This window comes from Proteus sp. TSJ240517, from assembly GCF_047921575.1.
Lineage (GTDB): Bacteria > Pseudomonadota > Gammaproteobacteria > Enterobacterales > Enterobacteriaceae > Proteus.
Map to the genome: position 1 here is coordinate 185,364 of NZ_JBLRMH010000005.1, position 19,753 is coordinate 205,116.

10 protein-coding genes and 1 pseudogene are annotated in these 19,753 nt (G+C 41.5%); 3 read left to right on the forward strand and 8 right to left on the reverse strand.

The window, feature by feature from the left end; genetic code table 11:
* Positions 1-201 precede the first annotated feature (201 nt).
* On the reverse strand, positions 202-6,528 hold the full coding sequence (locus ACNARN_RS10750; RefSeq protein WP_108478855.1) for a DEAD/DEAH box helicase: 6,327 nt from the start codon (positions 6,526-6,528) through the stop codon (positions 202-204).
* On the reverse strand, positions 6,528-9,887 hold the full coding sequence (locus ACNARN_RS10755; protein ID WP_126462261.1) for an STY4851/ECs_5259 family protein: 3,360 nt from the start codon (positions 9,885-9,887) through the stop codon (positions 6,528-6,530). Before ACNARN_RS10755 ends, ACNARN_RS10750 begins: the two co-directional genes overlap by 1 nt.
* A 213-nt stretch (positions 9,888-10,100) precedes the next feature.
* On the opposite strand from ACNARN_RS10755, the gene zorA2 reads away from it, so the two are divergent.
* From zorA2 to zorE, 3 genes are read left to right on the forward strand one after another with little or no spacing between them, the layout of a single operon-like run.
* Entirely contained in the window at positions 10,101-11,753 is a 1,653-nt protein-coding gene (zorA2, locus tag ACNARN_RS10760; RefSeq protein ID WP_108478857.1) for a type II Zorya anti-phage system protein ZorA2, read from the forward strand.
* A 6-nt stretch (positions 11,754-11,759) separates the two neighbouring features.
* Entirely contained in the window at positions 11,760-12,467 is a 708-nt protein-coding gene (gene zorB2 / locus ACNARN_RS10765; protein WP_108478858.1) for a type II Zorya anti-phage system protein ZorB2, read from the forward strand.
* Positions 12,468-12,470: 3 nt separating this feature from the next.
* On the forward strand, positions 12,471-13,562 hold the full coding sequence (zorE, locus tag ACNARN_RS10770; RefSeq protein WP_108478859.1) for a type II Zorya anti-phage system protein ZorE: 1,092 nt from the start codon (positions 12,471-12,473) through the stop codon (positions 13,560-13,562).
* A gap of 88 nt (positions 13,563-13,650) precedes the next feature.
* Here the strand turns inward: zorE and ACNARN_RS10775 are convergent.
* The 6 genes and pseudogenes from ACNARN_RS10775 to ACNARN_RS10800 all read right to left on the reverse strand — a co-directional run.
* Positions 13,651-14,280, reverse strand: a pseudogene (locus ACNARN_RS10775) (tyrosine-type recombinase/integrase); the annotation flags it as partial.
* Positions 14,281-14,430: 150 nt separating this feature from the next.
* Positions 14,431-14,868, reverse strand: a complete 438-nt coding sequence (locus ACNARN_RS10780) for a hypothetical protein (protein ID WP_416304449.1) — start codon at positions 14,866-14,868, stop codon at positions 14,431-14,433.
* 116 nt (positions 14,869-14,984) lie between these two features.
* Positions 14,985-17,018 (reverse strand): DUF262 domain-containing protein, encoded by a 2,034-nt coding sequence (locus ACNARN_RS10785; RefSeq protein WP_108478861.1) that lies wholly within the window; start codon positions 17,016-17,018, stop codon positions 14,985-14,987.
* On the reverse strand, positions 17,011-18,453 hold the full coding sequence (locus ACNARN_RS10790) for a DUF262 domain-containing protein (protein WP_108478862.1): 1,443 nt from the start codon (positions 18,451-18,453) through the stop codon (positions 17,011-17,013). The genes ACNARN_RS10785 and ACNARN_RS10790 overlap by 8 nt, the downstream gene beginning before the upstream one ends.
* Before the next feature lie 212 nt (positions 18,454-18,665).
* Positions 18,666-18,884, reverse strand: coding sequence for a helix-turn-helix transcriptional regulator (locus ACNARN_RS10795; RefSeq protein ID WP_108478863.1), 219 nt, complete (start codon positions 18,882-18,884; stop codon positions 18,666-18,668).
* Positions 18,885-19,021: 137 nt separating this feature from the next.
* Positions 19,022-19,591 (reverse strand): inovirus Gp2 family protein, encoded by a 570-nt coding sequence (locus ACNARN_RS10800; RefSeq protein WP_108478877.1) that lies wholly within the window; start codon positions 19,589-19,591, stop codon positions 19,022-19,024.
* Positions 19,592-19,753 lie beyond the last annotated feature (162 nt).

Below are 19,753 nucleotides of genomic sequence, written 5' to 3' on the forward strand. Positions count from 1 at the left end.
CAGTGGCGGTAACACTATCCCGATCGATGTGGCGCGGCACACTGCGATAAAAAAGATGGCCTTAAAGATAACATGAATGGCAGCATCAGGGGAATAAAATGGAATGTAATGCGCAGAAAACACGCAGAAATTTCAAACATCAACAATTAAAAAATGAGCCAGGTCAACTCCCCCACCATGAGTCGGTGGGGGAGTGTCCGTTTAGCCTGCGATGATATAACTCTTCAATCCATTATCCGGGGCTATAACCAATGCCCGGCATGTTGCCAGGCGCTCGACCTGATTCGGTATTCGTCCTGAAAAATCGAAGAATGTGTCACCTGTACAACGCCAGTAACTCAGTCCCATATCAAGTAACACATAATGTTCACTGCCATCGCTGAAGGTCACGGTCAGTTCACGTCCGTGATCGGTGTTCTGATTATCTCCTGCTAACCATGAGATTTTCCCTGACCAGGCAGGCCCAAGGTAGCCCTCTACCAGCAACGTGGTCATAACATGCTGGCGATCCTGCTCATCAAGCCATGCGTTATAGAGTGAATCGTGTTGGCGAGAACTGTACTCTAACTTTTTAACTGAAACAGTGAGTTCGGCGCGTTCTGCCAGCCCCTGTTCAACCAATTCCGTCAAAATTTCACCTAACAAACGTACAGTAAACGGGCTATTGAGATAACGATCACTATAATGGACGTGCGTAATTTCGCGTCGATTGGCAACAGCCTTCTTCCAGCCAGCATGCTGCTGAGCTATCAGTGCCCAGAAACGCGAACCAAAACCTTCCACCTGACCGTCAAGTTGTTGGCAGAGATTGATGCGTACCGCCCCGGCGGGTAACGCTGGCAGTAAGTCTTCTGCACTCAAGGTCTGACCCGAGAATATTTTTCTGGATGCCCCTTTAATCGTCACTACCGGCGATGCCGAGCTTTGTCCCCATAATTCACCGGGCGAAACGGTGGCATTGTCGTCAGCGGCCCACTGTTGGGTTTGCCCCTCACGAGTGACCTGTGCCAGCAAGAGCCCTTTCCCTTGCACAAGTTGCGCAGTGGCTATAGATTTCACTCGCAAGCGTTCACCCGGTATCGCCGCCAGCGCGGAAAGCTGATGTCTGGTGCTATCAGCTAAGTTTTCCAGCTGCGTGGCAATCAGCAACTCAACATTGCCCCCAGAGGAAGCAAACTGGAGTAACTCTTTAAATAATGGCCATTGCGCAAAATTCCACTGTTCCTGCGACCCAGCAAGGACCAACGAGCAGGAATCATAAACCTCGCTGTTTAGGCATTGCGCAATACGCAAACTGAGTGGGTTGGTTTCAACCCGGCTACTTTCTCCGAAGTACTGATATTCTGGCGCGAGATTAAGCCGCTGTAGCCGAAGATTAGTGAGCAGGGTCAATGCCTGGTGACGATCTAATTTGCCGACATAATGCTGGCTATCGTAGCTGAGCAAGCAGTGGTGACAGAATTTATCGCAGCTACAATCGAGCAATTTTCTGGCGTAATTAAAGACATCCGACCAATGATCGATCAATTGCACTGCATAACCCGCACCACCAGCATTATTATCGTAAATAAAGATAGAATATCCGGTGGGGCCATCAATATCGCGCGCTTGCTGCGTCGTCACGCCCAGCTCAGTATTTTCGATACCCAATTTATGCGCTAATCCTTCACGCAAAGCAACCGCAAGGGATCGAGCGGCAACATCATCAAGGATCAATTGACCATTATCACCATTGAGTTGCAGCTCAACCATATCCGTACGACTGCTATATCCCAACCACAGATCTTTATGAACATGACCGTGGCACAATTTATTGTTCCCCTGCCGATCATTACTACCGCCTCTCAACAGGTAGTGCGTATTTTCTTTCTCCGGGTTCTTTAGATTCTCCGGAGTACGCTGGGGCTGAGTTTGAGATTCTGCCCGGCCACAGGAAAGACAAATTGCGTAGCCATGACCAAATTCACCCTCACTGAAGTGGAACAATTCCCCGCTATGACTAAAACGGTAACGTCCGAGTCCAGCATCGGGTAAGGAGACCCATACCGAAGAAGGTACAAGAACACGAGGATCTTTCCAGGGAAGTTGCGCAGGCATGGATACATCATTATGTGCCTGATAACGAATGTCTGTCGCGAAACCGACAGGCTGTAAATACCGCTTCACATCAAGCTGCTGTATATCTGCCTTGCAGTGGCAACATTCGACAGGCCGGGTGGCGCTGGTCGCTCCCGTGCCGCATTTACGGCAATGCCAGAACCACGGAATATGATGATCGCCAGACAGCTCCTGCCCGCTGGCAAGTACTTTACCAAGCATAATACCCGAGGAACGATACACTTTTCCGCTCAATACCACATCAGCACCAGGAGCATATTCACGTAATGCTGTGGGCAGGTCACGGCTGGGCAGTTTTTCAATGCGGCGAGAAAAGTTTTCTCCCCCTTCATTAGGGTCAGCCTGAGTGGCTTTTATTGCGCGACGTCTTTCCAGTTCATCCGCGGTCAGATAATTGAAATTGACCACGCCAACCGGGAAACCATGACCCGGCAGGAACGCTTCACTGATGAGTTTAGAAAACAGATAAGCACCGCGATAATCACGAAGCTGATAAGTGATGGCTTTACCTGCTGGCGTTTCTTCCCACGCGCTGTTATCTGCTTTCAACGCTTCGACGTTTTCCAACAGTATGGCAAGTTGGCTTCTCCAACGAGTATCAACCAGCTGCATCATCGTTTGCGTACGAGTCAAGAGCTGTGGCGGCGTCAATGGCATCAGTACAGTTCCCTGGGTAAGGCGTTTAAGTTTATCCGCCAGCTGATCGGCCTGATGATTTAACCAATGGAGAAAACGAAGACACTGGCTATCATCACCTTCAAAGAACCATTTACAACTCAGTTTTGTCGCATCAGGAACTTCAGCTCGTAAAAACGCACCTAAAACCAATGCGTTAACATGCCGCTGAACAATACTACTGCTACCAAAACGAACCCGTGGGGCACTCGCAACGGTGTTGAACGCCCAGAGAGGGTCTTTGAATACCTCCATTCCATGCGCGGTGTTTTTACATAACGTAATGGCGGCAGATGCGCTTTCACCGCGACGGCCAGCACGGCCAGCACGCTGCAAATAATTCGCCGGAGCCGGAGGAACGTTATTCATCGCGACCAAACTCATACCACCAATATCCACGCCCATTTCCATGGTCGTGGAACAGTTCAACACATTGACTTTCCCTGCTTTAAATTGTTTTTCATTAAACTGGTTCTTCTCTGGTGTTCGCTGCGCTGAGTGTTCCTCCAGACGATACCAGCTATCTTTCAGGGCCAATCGATCACTGCGAGTAGACCATACCCCCTCCTCCCGAGCATGTTGAATGCGTTCATTACATTCCAGCCAGTGCAGGCGCTCTTCTCGCGCCATTTCTCCACCACCAGATAAACGCCAGTGACGCGCAGGAAGCTCAGGCATTTCAATCAATACAGCTTTTTCAGGTGCTATCTCTTTGCTACCTGGTAAATACGGAGAATAACCCAATAAAGTGACATCTAACGCACGGCGAGTATAGGGGCAACGCCAGACTTGCTTTGGACTGTAAAATTCAGCTTGTTGTTTAATGTCCAATTGATAACCCGATTCAAACTGACGCAGGCATGGTCGAATAGCTTCCCAGACCTCATTCATTAAGTAATTAACCAGCGCTTTCCAGTGAGCCTGCTCAGGCTGTATTGCCGGAAAGACAGCAATTAATAGCTTAATGACCCGGTTATAATGACGATCGCGTATTTGTGGCCAAAGTTGATCACGTTTCTGCCCTTTGTATTTTTTATCTGGCCCCTGCAGCATTTTTACCGGGAAACGTGCTCCCATCCAGCGAGGGTACTCCTCGTTTTCGTAAAAAACGGCACTGTTTTCACGTATAAAGAAATCAAGGGTAATCTTCAATAAATTACGCCATTCCGGTAATTGCTTATCGGGGTCGGGTAATAATGTCTTCCAGTCCTGCGGGCAGGTTGTGACTTTATCAATAAATGGATAGTGAATGGCCACCAGCCCCAGACTTTCGAGGGTCCAGGCATTTTTAGGGCGGCGACCAAACTCACTGTATAAACAAAAATCAGCAAACTGTTGTTTAGTAAGCTCAAGTCCAGACAAGTCTTTAAAACTGCCTCTCATTCTGTCCGCAAGGTCCACACTGCCAACAAGTTGTTCAGACAGAGTTTGCCACGACATGGTTTTCTTCTGCTGATTGCCTGAATTGACGAGGAGTATTTGCATTGCTTCAGCATGTTCCTGACTTAAGGAACTAACCATCGGCTCGATAATTCTAAGCGCCTGAACGTCTGCTGGGCTAAGCTTCTCATTCGAAACCATCGCTTTTCTCAGTGCGTCGATGGAATTTTTTAACGGAGGGATAGAAAACTGGGTAATAAAACTCTCTAACAATGCACAATGTGCCGGACTGAGCTTTACTGATGGCTCATTAATATTTGCCAGTTCCTGATAACAAAGGGTTCGTAACGTAGCTTTATCTACGTCCTGCTGTAATCGGGCAGAGATACGGGCGGTTCCCTGACGTGAATCCGTAAAGGTGAGCAAACGTCGACCATTAAACGGTCCTAACTGCTCTTCTCTTGTTTGCGGTAAAGGCGAAAATTCAAGCAGAGTAGGAATAATTTCATTTAAAAAAAAGGGTGCACCGAGTCGAAGCGGACGGAACAAAGGATTATTTTTCCGTTGGGTGTCACCACAACAAACACAAGCAAAGGAATTATTGCGTCCCTCACCTCGAGATTCAGGTCTTAGCAGATTTATCTCATAGTGCTTTTGCGCCTCGCGGTCGATTTTACCCGCCGTCGCTTCCTCCAGTGAAATGATATATTTTTCACCATCGCTCGCTATAAGACGATCAAATTGGGAGTTATTTTCTAATTCGTTGTTATCTTCATCTTCAGAATAAACATCGAGATCAAGAGCGAACTCATCCTCTTCGGCAGCAGCAGGTTGCGCCAACAACCAGCTCGTTCCATCACCGCGCACTTCCTCCTTGGCAGACAAATAAGCTGAACCACACCCGGAGCAACGTAAGATTTCAAATACAGGCGCACCACAGTCACAATATTGGCGTTGTTCAAACCATACCTGACCAAATGGCCAGTCACTCTCACCTAATTCACTCGCTTTATGTGCGCATTGTTTATTTGAACATGCCCATAGGCCCGCGAGTGTTCGGATAAACCCATGCATACGTAATGGCGTAAAAGCTAGTGAAAATTTAGATTCACCCTCTCGCGATTTCGCCATCAGATCGAGAAGCTGCAGCAGCTCACGGTGATTAATGTCTGGCCAGGTTCTTTTGGCAACATTGAGCAATTCACTCAAACGTACCGCCAGGCGTCCGGGGCGAGTTAACGCCTGACGCAATTGCTGGGCCACACGGTAATTGCACAGCTGTTGGTAAAGTTCCTGAGAACTTAGTGAGTTAAGAGATGCTAAAGATGTGGGATATTCATGACGAATAAGAGACTCCGATATCGGCGGTATTTGTCGATAGCCGCGAACTACTTTTACATCACGTTCTGTGACCCCCGCGAGATCGGCAACAAATTTAGCAAGTTCTTTATTACCTTCAGGAGAATCTTCACCAATAGTGGCCGAGGTAGCAATGATTTGCACAGGTTTATCTGTACCAGGTCCAACATTGAAGGCCTGCATGACGCGACGTAAAAGCAGCGCTAATTCAGCTGCCTGAGAGCCAATATAACTGTGAGCCTCATCAAGGACGATATACTTCAGCATTCCCTGGGACTTTTCAATGACAGGGGCATCTTTGCGACGAATCAGCATATATTCCAGCATCGTGGTATTCGTCACCATGATGGACGGTGGGGCTTCATAAATGGCTTCCCGACTCAATGCCTGTTCAGGTACTTTGAGCTGGTCTTCCTGAACTTCATATTTGGTATGCCGGGTTTCGCCATTATATAGCGCAAAGCGTATCTTCCCTTTAAACCCGCGAGTCCACTCGCGAAGCCGCTCTTGCTGACTATTTATTAGCGCATTCAACGGATACAAGAAAATAGCCTGCGTCCCTGTTAGTGACTGCCGGGTCAAATTTTGCTGACGAATAAGATCTTCCAGCACCGGCACCATAAAACATTCTGTTTTTCCTGACCCTGTACCACTGCTCACTAATAGGGACTGCTTGTCTTCAAGAATCGTTCGCCACGCAGTTAGCTGATGACGAAACGGCACTGGCGCATTGCTCAAAGCATCAACCAGCGGGCTGGAGATCAGTTTGTCACGCAAATCCTCCATTGTTTCATCCGCAGGCATCCAGCCAAACGTACTTTCGAATACCGGATCTGCAAGCAGTGACCCCCCCAGACCTGGAGGCTGGAAATATTGAGATTCCAGATATTGACTCAACGACTTGCTCCGCAATGCCAGCTGATTTACTACCGACCTCACCGCACGCTGATGAAGCTGATTTAGAAGTGGCGCATAATGCAGTTGCTGAACGTTCATCAATGACATACTCCAGCTTGTTCAAAATAATACTGATAGATAACCCCCAATTGCTGCGGGGCTTGCTGATAGTGAAATTCAAAAAGTGCAGTTAGCTGATGCATAAGTTTATTGTTTCTTTGGGAGAGCAGCGCCGCGACTAACATCAAATTAAAACGTTTTTCAAAACGAGTGTGATATGTGTTTTCGATCCAAAATTTATTAAAAACAGATTTAAGGTCTGGAGTAATAGCACTATCCCAAAGCTCTTTAGAAAAAATGCTGACACGTCCAAAACTATCTGGGTTTCTTAATAACATCTGTTTGGCATCATTAAACTGCTCGCGGCTTACAGATGGCAATACAGTGCAACCTGCAGGTAATATCTCACTATGTGTAAGCAACATATTAGCGATGGGAACTAATCGACGATCGATATGCGCTTGATGATTTATAAATGCAATAAATGGCTGTAGTATATTTAATGCAAATGCCTTATCATTAATCTGTTTTTCCAGAGAATACCAACACTGTTCAAAGACATCTTTCCATATTGAAACAGGAATCCATCCCCATGAGAAGGGTAATTCCTCCTGTATATCATAAATAGCATCACTATCCCCAGAAAGACATGATGATATTAACAACTGAACAACCACGCAATAATTACTCGAAATTTCTCTAAATAAATCCAGTTCCAGCAAAGGCAAGCTATTATTCAACTTATATTTTTTAATGTACTCAACCAACAAATAACAAGAGTTTTGCAAAGGATTATTTTTCATTTCCAAAAACAGCGCATTACAATATTCCTTGCGTTGTTCTGGCGATGCGTTGCATATAGCATTTAGAAATAAATCATCTGTCTGTAATGTAGGTAGCATCCATTTAATCACTGGTGCAATACGAATTGCACCATCAATTTTACCCACAATTAGCCATGGGCCACCTTGATTATTCAACGTCGAGAAATCATAACCAGACTCATCTTTTTTCAGCAGGACTGTACATAAGTCAGGAGTATTAAGAGAAATGGCTTCAACAACCATGTCGTCTATTTTATGGTAAGGAAAAACAATAGAATCTTTTATATCAACCAGCAATCTTTCATCACCCTCAATAAAACGGCCATCGTAGCGTTTAATATTGAGTGTTGTTTTGTCCTTACCAAATCTGTCAGAGTAAAAATCAACACGTAATGTACTATCATTTTTCCATGCACATGCAAGCATGGCGTTCAGCAGATTATAATTCTCATAAAGTGAAATCTGTTGCAATTTTTCATTACGGCCAGATAACAATGGAATATCCGCATGTAAATAATGAAATTTTTCAGACATCGGGTTTTCATCCAACAACTCGATATTAAGATATCCTTTCCCGGCACAAGATATTGTTAACAGCTCAGCGTCCACGCCATGCAAATGTGCTATAGATGCAACACCGTCAAAATGAACAGAACCATCATTACTTACAAACCGTCCACCGCTAACGGGCTTAGGTAATAACAATTTAAGATTAGAACCATCTTTCCAGGATACTCGTAAATTGATGGTGCTCTCTAGCATCTGTGATGAATTACAATCAATAACACACTCGTTTTGCAAATAATCTGATTTAAGTGTTACTTTTTCATTGTTTGAATATTTATCAACCCTTGCATCCGTTATACCAGAGAGTACAATAACTCCTTGCTGAGCAGTCTCGGGAATAATTTGAATATCGAAATCTGCTGGCAAAATCACAACTTTACCGCTAAATAAAACCTCACCATTGACTATTCGCCTGACTTCTATCTGCCCTTTCGGCATTACTGATGCGACAGAAAACCAAGAGTTGTTACCTGAACGAATAGATCGCCAAAAAAGTTCGTTCTCTGGTACAATGCCATGCTGCATATCCTTTTTCCAGCCGATCTTTGGCCAGGCACGATGGACAGGATAATCAGATTTTACCAGATCGATCTCTGTCGGTTTTATATAATACTCAATCGCAGAATCATAAAGTTGCTGCGTGCGAATCGTACAAACTGCGCCATCATGTAAAACAACGCTGAATACTCCGCTTATTTTAGTTAAGCTACGTTCACTATTTTTCAGCAACCTCGGGATATCAAACTCACCTTCTCCACTAATATCCAAATGACTATTTGTCGGTAGCGAAATAAACAGAGAGTTTTGCCTGGAACTAACAGAGCCCATGCCGACAAGTTTTAACTGCGATTCGCTCTCATTCATCGCTTCAAAAACCCATGGTAAATCTTCGGTAAGCTCATAACCCCCTTTGGGAATTACGTGACCTAGCAGAATCGGCCCTTCATGGAGCGACAACGATATTTCGGTCATCGCATCTGCCCCAGAGAGTTTTTGCATAGCGAAGGGTAATAACTCTACTCGCCAATCTTGCTGTTCATAACGGCTTAGCATTGCCAACCGGGCCCCACCATTTCTCCATTTTGCAGAAATGATGAGTCGTGTCTGTTCCGGCTGAATATTGCTTTCAAACAGGGATATTAACTGTTCAGTACGTATTGTGGCCGGAAATCGAAACCGGGCATCGCAATACCAACTGTCATCAACATCAACCCATATCCTTTCAACCAGCACATTGCTTGATATACGGGGCTCTGAAGATTGAGAAAGTAATCGTCTTACAATCTCTGAGGCATTCTCTTCCGGGAGTACCAACGGAAGTTGAAGATGCCAGTCAGGATATTGTTTGCGTAGTGAGGAAACGGGGTCCTGACCATGAGTGGGATGCTCATTGAGTAACGTATGAAGTGTCTCGCAAAATTCACCAGCTATTTCATAGACGAGTTCATTTTGCATTGTCACAGGAATAGTGTCGCCCAGTTCTTGTGCGATTATTTCCGCAGGACGCCTTGACGATTGCCCACGTAGTGCCTGATAAATTCGTCTGAAATAGGTTATTAAATAGCCACTTTCATTTTCAATCATCCGGATGGGCAAACCGCCTTCGCAAGCCAGAGTATGCAGATAACCCGATGCTTGACCCAGACTTCTCACCTTTCTTTTCCAGTAACGAATCCCATCATTTACCAGCTTTTGCCGATGTGCGTAAGGTACCTTCCAGCCAATCGATTCTAAAATAACGTCCCATCTTGGATGTCCTGCAGTATGGTTACGGCGGATAAACTCAGCGGCGTATATGCTGAACAAAACATCACTGTAAGAAATGAATATGGTTTTGGGGTAGTTACGTGGAACATGGGCACGAAGAAGAGCAGCCAAACTTTCATACTCTGCATCATGACAACGGTAAGCATACAGCGCCCTCCCATCAGCTCCGGGTAATGAACGACTGCTAAAAAACGCATTGAGCCATCGCAAAAGTGGGTTAACTGGAGTTTTCACAAGCAACCTTCCTTCGATTGATACAATTAGTAACAGATTACTATGATTGCAGAAAAGCTCAATGCCTGAGACCAACCAAATATGATAGAAATCATGTATATCTTGGCGAAAGTTGATACAATCAACGAAGATTCACTGGCTTAAAGGCCATATATTTTACAAGGTGTACATGCAATTTTTACACCAGCATTACTAACTGTGATTATTACAGGAATAACAATGTTAGCTCAGCTTTTTGAACATTTGTTTCAATCAATTGATTCCACACTCGTCACAAACATTTTTATTTGGGCTGTTATCTTTGTATTTTGTGCTGCTTGGTGGTGTGATCATAAAAATATTCATAACAAATTCCGAGAGTATGCTCCAACATTAATGGGAGCATTAGGCATACTGGGTACTTTTATCGGTATCATTATTGGATTGCTTAATTTTAATACTGAAAGCATTGATACCAGCATCCCTGTATTATTAGGAGGTCTTAAAACAGCATTCATTACCAGTATTGTTGGAATGTTTTTCGCAATTTTGTTTAATGGATTAGATGCTTTCTTTTTTGCCAATAAACGTCGCCTATTGGAGGCGAATACTCCAGCGTCGGTTACTCCTGAGCATATCCATCAAGAATTAAAAGAACAAAATAAACATTTAGTGAAGTTAATCTCTGGCATGAGTGGTAGCGAAGAGGGTTCCATTGTTGCCCAAATAAAACTACTGCGTAATGAAATCAATGATGCCTCCCGGGCACAAATATCTAACCATTCTAATTTCAGTAATAAGCTCTGGGAACAATTACAGCAATTTGCAGACCTGATGGCAAAAGGAGCAACCGAACAAATTATCGATGCCCTTAGGCAAGTTATTATTGATTTCAACAATAATTTAACTGAACAATTCGGTGAGAATTTCAAAGCACTTGATACTTCTGTAAAAAAACTTGTCGACTGGCAGGAAAACTATAAAAACCAAGTTGAGCAGATGGGTGAGCAATACCAACAAAGTGTTGAATCTTTAGTCGAAACCAGAAAAGCTGTCGCAGGGATCTGGGAAGAATGCAAAGAGATTCCTCTTGCGATGGCTGAGCTTCGTGACGTGCTGCAAGTGAATCAGCACCAAATTGGTGAACTCTCCCGTCATCTGGAAACCTTTGTCGCCATACGCGATAAGGCAACTGATGTTTTACCTGAAATTCAAACAAAAATGTCTGAAGTGGGTGAACTCTTAAAATTAGGTGCCGCGAATGTCAGCGCGTCTCTTGAACAAACCAGTCAGCAGATACTTATCAATGCTGATTCGATGCGAGTTGCCCTTGATGAAGGCACTGAAGGTTTCAGACAATCAGTGACTCAGACACAGCAAGCTTTTGCATCAATGGCGCATGATGTCAGCAATTCCTCTGAAACTCTTACCAGCACGCTAGGAGACACTATTACGGAGATGAAACAAAGTGGTGATGAGTTCCTGAAATCTCTGGAAACACACTCAAGAGAATTGCATCGAAATATGGAACAAAACACTACTAATGTTATTGATATGTTCAGTAAGACAGGTGAGAAATTTAATCAACAATTATCCAGTAATGCCGATAACATGTTTGGTTCAATGCAATCTTCGTTTGATAAAGCAAGCGCGGGACTGACATCTCAGGTGAAAGAGTCAATTGAGAAATTTGGTAGTTCAATTAACGAGCAGTTACATGCTTTTGAGCAAGCAACAGAGCGCGAAATGAATCGTGAGATGCAATCACTAGGGAATGCTCTGCTCTCAATCAGCAAAGGTTTTGTCGGTAACTACGAGCGACTACTCAAAGAGTATCAAGCTGTCATGGGACAACTGCAAACATTAATTTCTGCTAATCAAAAACGAGGATAATTGCTAATGGATAAAATCCTTGGCAAGCAGGCCCCTAAAAAAGATCAAGATAATGAACATTGGGTTTCAATGTCAGATTTAATGGCAGGTCTGATGATGGTATTTATGTTTATTTCTATCGCCTATATGCACTATGTGCGTATTGAAAAAGAAAAAATTAAAGAAGTGGCTGTCGCCTATGAAAATGCTCAACTTCAACTCTATAATGCACTAGAAACTGAGTTTACAAAGGATTTGCCAGCTTGGGATGCTGAAATTGACAAACAAACTCTTGAGGTTCGTTTTAAATCACCCGATGTCTTATTTGGTTTAGGTAGCACAGAGCTTAAGCCAAAATTTAAACAGATCCTTGATAATTTCTTCCCTCGCTACCTTAAAGTTCTTGATAACTACCAGGAACATATTACTGAAGTACGTATTGAGGGACATACAAGTACTGACTGGAGTGGAGCGTCCAATTCTGACATGGCCTATTTTAATAACATGGAACTCTCGCAAGGGCGAACACGAGCAGTACTGCAGTATGTCTATGGTTTAAAAGAAAGCGCAGCACACCAGAAGTGGGTAAAAAGTAAATTTGCTGCCGTTGGATATTCTTCCGCACACCCTATTCTTGATAAATCTGGTAAAGAAGATCCCAATCGCTCTCGCCGAGTAACATTTAAAGTTGTAACAAATGCCGAGTTGCAGATTAGAAAAATAATTCAGGAGTAAGAGATGAAATTATCTATCGACATTTCTGAACTTATTCAGTTAGGAAGAAAAATGTTGCCGGAAGGCGTTGATTTTTTCCTTGACGAAACGCCTGTAGTTTTTGATCCAATTGATATCGAACTTTCTACAGGTAAAGAAGTTAGAATTGAAGATCTTGATCCCGGCAGTGGTCTTATTTCCTACCAAGGGAGACAGGTTCTTTTGTATATTAGAGACCATACCGGACGTTATGATGCGGCTATTGAAGATGGAGAGAAAGGGAAGCGATTTCATATTTCCTGGTGTAGAACATTAGATGACATGCGCCAAAAAAATCGATTTGAACGGTATCATGCAACAAATCGTGTTGATGGCTTATTTGAAATTGATGATGGACTCGGTCGGAGCCAAGATGTCGCTCTTAAAGTTTGTATGAACTGCCTAGAACGCCTTAATTACAAAGGAAGTATAGATAAACAACAGAAAAGATTAATATTTAAATCATTTTCTTTGAATGAATTTTTTTCAGATTATAGTACCTGCTTTCGCCATATGCCTAAAGGAATCTATGATAAATCAAATAGCGGCTATGTAGAAAATTGGAAGGATATATCCAGAACTACTCGAGAACAAGCTAACTACAAATGTAGTGATTGTGGTGTGAATTTAATGTCCATGAAAAGTCTATGCGATGTTCACCACAAAAATGGTATTAAATATGATAACTCAGCTGAAAATCTACTCGTCTTGTGTAAAGATTGCCATCGAAAGCAACCTTTGCACGAAGGAATATTTGTCACTCAGGCTGACATGGCAATCATTCAACGCTTACGTTCCCAACAAGGGCTTTTGAAGGCTGAATCCTGGAAGGATATTTACGATCTGACAGATCCATCGATTCATGGTGATATAAACATTATGCAACATAAAGGATACCCGCCACCAGTTCCGGGATTAGACTTACAAAACGCGGAGCATGAAATTATTGCCACCGTAGAAGCTGCCTGGCCGGTTTCAAAAATTGCAGTAAATTTAACACCGTTAAAAGTCGATGGTTGGAAAGTATTCTCCGTGGGAGAACTCGTTAAAGAAATACAATCTGGGGTTATTTTCTAATTATACAACCCAAGTCTGAACAAACAGCAGTTGATTATTTATACTAATCTCTGTAAATTTTGACTTGGGTTCTCTTAATAATTCATATTTATCTATCGTCAAAAGACTGTTTGTAAATCTTAGAATAATCAAATGGTGAAGTCTGCTTCTCTCGATTTGCATCCAGATAATCAGCCCACCACTGCAACATCAACCTACGCTCCCCAAGATGTTCCGCCTTATGGATGTAAGCTGCTCGCACAGAGCTACGCTCCTGGTGACTCATCTGCCGCTCTACCGCATCCCTCGACCATAATCCCGACTCAATCAACGAACTACAAGCCATTGTCCTGAAACCATGCCCACAGACTTCAGTTTTTGTGTCATAGCCCATCACTCGCAGAGCCTTGTTCACCGTGTTTTCACTCATAGGTTTACGCGGATCGTGATCGCCTACGAAAATCAGCTCTCGATTTCCGCTCATACTTTTAATCTTTTCCAAAATAGCTAAGGCCTGACGCGACAGGGGAACAAGATGAGGCGTCCGCATCTTTGAACCACGCTGAGAATGTTTAACGCCTTCCAGCGGTTCACGATCATCAGGAATCGTCCACATAGCCGTTTCAAAATCCACTTCTGTCCAGCGAGCAAAACGCTGTTCACTCGAACGAATGAAGACCAACAAAGTGAGTTAAACAGCTAATCAAGTTAAGGGTCTGCCAGAGTAGTGATCAATGCGGGGTACAAACATTATCGAACCAAGATATACCCGCGGTTGTACCCGCATCAGTAAGTTGATGTAGATTAAATCAGGTTGGCTTAGGTGGAATGAAAAGCGAGGAAAGCCTTGCGGATATTAGATTTCAGGCACAAAAGCTATCTAATTAGATTATTCATATGTTGAACTGGCACAGGTCTGTATTCCATTCAACACTTTGCTAACATTTTTTTTGCTAGGTTTCCATGTACCAACAGGTTTATTATTTAGATATACATCGAAGGTTGTCGCTTTACCGATGGCTTCTATAAAATTGTACCATGCGTTATCAGCATTACGCCATCCTAGTGATGAGGGGATACCGTACTGTTCATCATCGATTACAACAACAATGCTTGGATCGTTTTTATCGTATGAATTAACTGTTTCTCCTTTGGGTAGGGATAATGTAACACTATGCTGTAATGTATTGTTCTCGTCTGGATTTCCAGTGCAATTGATAGTGAAAGAGGCACCGTTTTGATTTTCTATATCGTAAGTTGTGTTGCCTTGCCCGAACTCGTAGGACCATAAATTAGGTATCGCCAGTGCAGAACATGACATCAACATAGATGTTATTAAAAAGGCATATTTTAATTTCATAGTTCACCTGTTAATTAAACTGTATAGTAGTAGAACGGTTTTCTTTTTGGCTTATAGCAACTGTTTTACATTAAAAATGTGTATCACATCATTTTCTTTGCTTCATTGACGATAATGTCGATCATCTCTTCTTGATGTATTTCTATTTCCTTTTCCCCCCAGTCATTATGTTTTTTCATAAGCTCTATCATGGTGAATAATTTGAGACTGTCGATTTGGTTATTAATCAAGCCTCTTTCAAAATGCTCTTGTTTTTGCTTTGGTTGATAATTACTGAGTCGAGAGTTTTTACTATGACTGATGAGGCAGAGATTACCAAAAGCGTGTAAATAAAGATCATCGACACGTTTATAACCATCCATTGGATGCTGAGGTGTAAAGTGTTCGACTGAACTGCGGAAGGTGAAATCAAATCGGCGATAGATGTCGTTCTTGTTTCTATTTTTAACCCAAAGTAAATAGTCTAAATAATTAAAAATGAAATTGTTTTCTATCGATCCAAATCTTAATTTTGATATTATTTCTTTTTGCCAGCATGAGTTTACGGTTAAAGATGGTAGCTCATCGATATTACCGTAAATCATTTGATAATAAGAAGCGCTGTCAGTTGGTGACAAGAACCGTAAGAATATAAATCGACGAGCTTGTGCCTCAAGATAATGAAGATATTGGCTGTGTTCTATCTGACTACCATTCTCACTACTATCAAAAAGGTAACGTAAGGCACCATTAAGCCAGTGCTTATAAACTTGTGTTGGAGCTGAGACGTGGAATGCAGAGAGTAGCATTAAGATCTGCCTATTAATGCCTTCAAAACCACCTTCATTATTATCAAATGTATTAATATAGCTAGCACTTTCGCTGTTCAAGTTGAAGTGTAGTTTTTTCAAACTCCAGCTCGTATATTCTCGTTTGATAATATACTGGTCAAAAAGAAATCTGCACTTGAGCAAGCTAAAAGTGAAGCATTGCACGGCAGTAATCGGGTCCGCTTGTCTTAGAATATGCTCTTCAAATTGGCTTATAAGCCTTTTGTCATCGAGTGGGACACCTTCTTTTTCATTTTTGTCTGTTATCTCTCGTCTTATAATTCTCAGTACATGAAGTAAAAAATTAGAAAAATTTATCACACTACTAAAACGTTCTGAACTTCCTTTATCCTCTTTATTACTTTCAATATCTTTACCCAACGAATAGTCTTTCAAAATTGTCGATAAGTTTTGTCCTTTATGTAAGATTTGTTCCTTAGAATCATTCGTTTTATTTGAATAAAAAATATTCAGTAAATCTTGAAAATTAGTCGCAGTGAAGCGCCCCCAGTCATTTTCACCAAATAAACGATCTCTAATGTCGGATGTAAAGCCATATTGCACATAACGTTCCATATTAGCGCAAGCATCCCAAACTTGATTGAGTATATCAATACTTTGCTGTTTTATATGGTCATCATTAATATCTTTCAACTTATCCATCAATCTAACTTTGACCACCTCATGTTTTTCAAGTTGTTCACCACGATTATTCATCGCTTCGAAGAAATGATTAAGGTCAGTATCTTTTGGAACTTCAATTCGTGAAATTTGTACATGATTAAAGAGATAATCACAGAAAGAGATTAATTTACTATCTTTAATTCCAAGTTTATGGATAGCCGTACCAATAAGTTCAAATCCTTTTACTAACCCAGGATTAAAATCTTTTGTGCGCATATTTTTAATCTGACTATCTTGTTGCCATAATGCATTAAACGTATGAGTAGATACTGGGCGACTTTCAAACGAGATATTAATATTTTTATACCAGTCCATATCCACAGTATTTTTAGCATTGCGTTTTAGCCAGTTTGCAAGCAGTGAAAGCGTCGTGAAACGTTGCTGTCCATCAATAACTTCAAAACAGTGATCTCCACGTGAAAAAACCACTAGGGTACCGATATAATAAGTCTGAGGTTCCCCATATATATTTTTCTTATCTTGATAGTCCAGAATATCTTGTAAAAGCTGAGTAATCTCACCTTCGCCCCAAGCGTAGTTACGTTGGTACATAGGGATAGTATAACTATGCTTGTCCTCTAACAGCATGCGGATAGATAAAGGGCATATACTAGGGTTATTCATAGTATTTCATCTCCTTGAATAGCTTGATAAGCTCATCTTCTTTGCCAGTATTTTTATTATCTTCCTCTGTTAGCACCTTTAAAGGAAAATGATGCAAGTCGTATGGTGTTCGAGCATCTTGTATTACTCGAATGAAATTCCGACCTAAAACGTAATTGTCCATCGTTGCAAGTTGTACAGCTTTGTATTGGATACGGCATTGATAAGCCCAAATAAAACAACGCTCAATAGCCATCGAAAGCTCATGGCTACCAAACTTATCGATATAGAAAATAAGCGCGCAGTCAAACATGCTTCGTATATATTTATCACCGGTACGATGTTTACGCGTATAGCTATTTAATGTAATAAGTATGCGGCTTGCTATCTGTGTTAATAACTCACCTAAAAGCCTTATTTCTATTTTTTTATCTGATGCTATTTCCGATTCTTTTGGTTTAGACTCTTCAGCAACGATAGCCGCTACTTGTTTTTGGTAGTGCTCTGCCATTTCGAAGAAACGCCGCCCATTAATAATCATTTGATTTAAACTAAATGGAAAATCAATTCTATTACTATCTATTTTACGTTGGTATTGAGCGTTGTAATCATCAACAAAATGATGAGCGAGACGGAGTGATTCTACATAAGGAAATCGATCAATTTGTTCAATATTGATACCTTTAAAAAGGTGAATATCGTCTTTTCCGAAGAATCGGGCAGATTTTCCATTCGCCCACTGACGAACACGATAGAGATAATAAGCAAATAGCTCACTCAGTTTGTTATCTGGTAGTTTCTCCCAATGAGCGACGACATTAGCTTTTAAATGTGACTCTTGTAATGGAAACTCTCTAAGATGAAATGCTTTGAGTAGATCATGAGGAGCTAGATCTCTTCCTCGTGCATTTTGTGAGTCAAAGAACTGAAAAGCTTCGGATATATCGTGAAGAACAAAACAAACGACCTGGCAACGATTAAGCAGAAAGTCTATCTGATTTTCAGTAAAATCAGGTCTGGCGACACGGCGACGAATGTCTAAGTAATTTCGTCTAAGATTATGTTCAGAATCTTTGCTAGAGAAATATTGACGATTCATGAACGACTCGATTGGTTCGGCCAATTTTTGGAGTTGTTGTTTTAACGTGTACTTTTCTAACTTATCTAATTTTTCTTCAATTAATGCTTGAATAATTAGCATAAGCGTTAATGTACGCTGTTGTCCATCCACAATATCAAGTGATGCTTTTTCTTTTTCATCAGAGTTTTTTTCATAGTGAAAGACAATTGAACCAAGGCGATAGGCAGTTTTTTCTTGGTGAGTAGCAATATCATTAAAAAGATCTGCTAGGTTCTTTATTCCCCAGCGGTAGGGGCGTTGATAATTTGGTATTGCAAGATGTGGTAAACTTAAAAGCTCACTAACTGATTTGATCTGATTATTGAGATTATCCATCACATTCCTTGGATAGCGAATCCGTAGTATACCGCTAATTAATCTCGTATATGCTACGGATCTAACTAACCGTTATTGAAATAATTTATTTTATGATGCTATTTATACTGTAATGCGAGAATAGATGACGTGATTAATCTCTATATATTAGATATTAATTCACTATTGGGGCTATGAAATATAGTCCTATACAAGACTGGTAACAAAGATAACTATTGCTCATCTACTCGAGATTGGTCAATTCGTTGCTGCACCCAAGCTTCTACTTCGCTTTTAAACCAACGAGAACTACGTCCTAGTTTGATTGGTTTTGGAAATTCACCATCTTTAATCAATTTATAAAACCACTTATCAGTCATCCCTGTATAAGTAGTGATGAATGCCATATCGATGAGTGGGTCTTCTGCACGCAGTAAGGTATTAGTATTCATGGAGTCTCTCCCTCTTGAAAGTAAATGATGGGAGGAGTCCGGTATGATGATTGGTCGATACCGGTACTTCCTCAGAGGATAAGGGACTGGTGTAAAAAAATACTTTTTAGCTCACAGCAATAAGGTAAAAACTAAAGCTAGTTTCTACTACGGCCGAAATTTCGCTCACCATTGCCTGTTATTTTGGTATGGTTTTTTGCAAGGTAATTAGCACGCTTTAGCGCCTCGTCTAATTCGTGATGATTTCCTTTATTTATCCATAAAACAGGGCTTTCAGGGAAATGAGCTAATGTTGCATATTCCGTTATATTTACTCTTAATGCGCTACACCAAGCTTGTTTAATCATCCCCGCGAGAGAATCTGAATAATTATAATTACCGAGAGAGCACCAAGTATCACGATTTAATAATAAAACAACGTGATAATGTTTCTTACCATTTGATTCACCAAACTCTCTAGCCCAAACATAATGTAATGATGTCGGCCATATACGCTGACCCACATTTACTTTGCGTTGCTGATAAGCATCTATTTTTGCCTTCAATGACTCTATGAATCGAGAGATAACGGCAGCATCTGTATCTGCGGATATATTAGGGAGTCGAAGGTCTACACGAATAGATATTATTCTAGGGTGTTTATTCAATGCATTAGTGAAGGTTTCAGAAATACATCTTTCCCAATAAGGGTTATAGTTATAAGTCATTTTAAATATCTCCAGTTTATGATTGTTCATAATCATTACTGGCACTGTTAAAAATAACTTTTTTAAAGGAAAATGATTTTTATTGAAATTGAAACAGTGATGTAAATAACCTTGATATAATTTGGTTTCCAAAGTTTATTTTTTAAATATACCTATTGAATA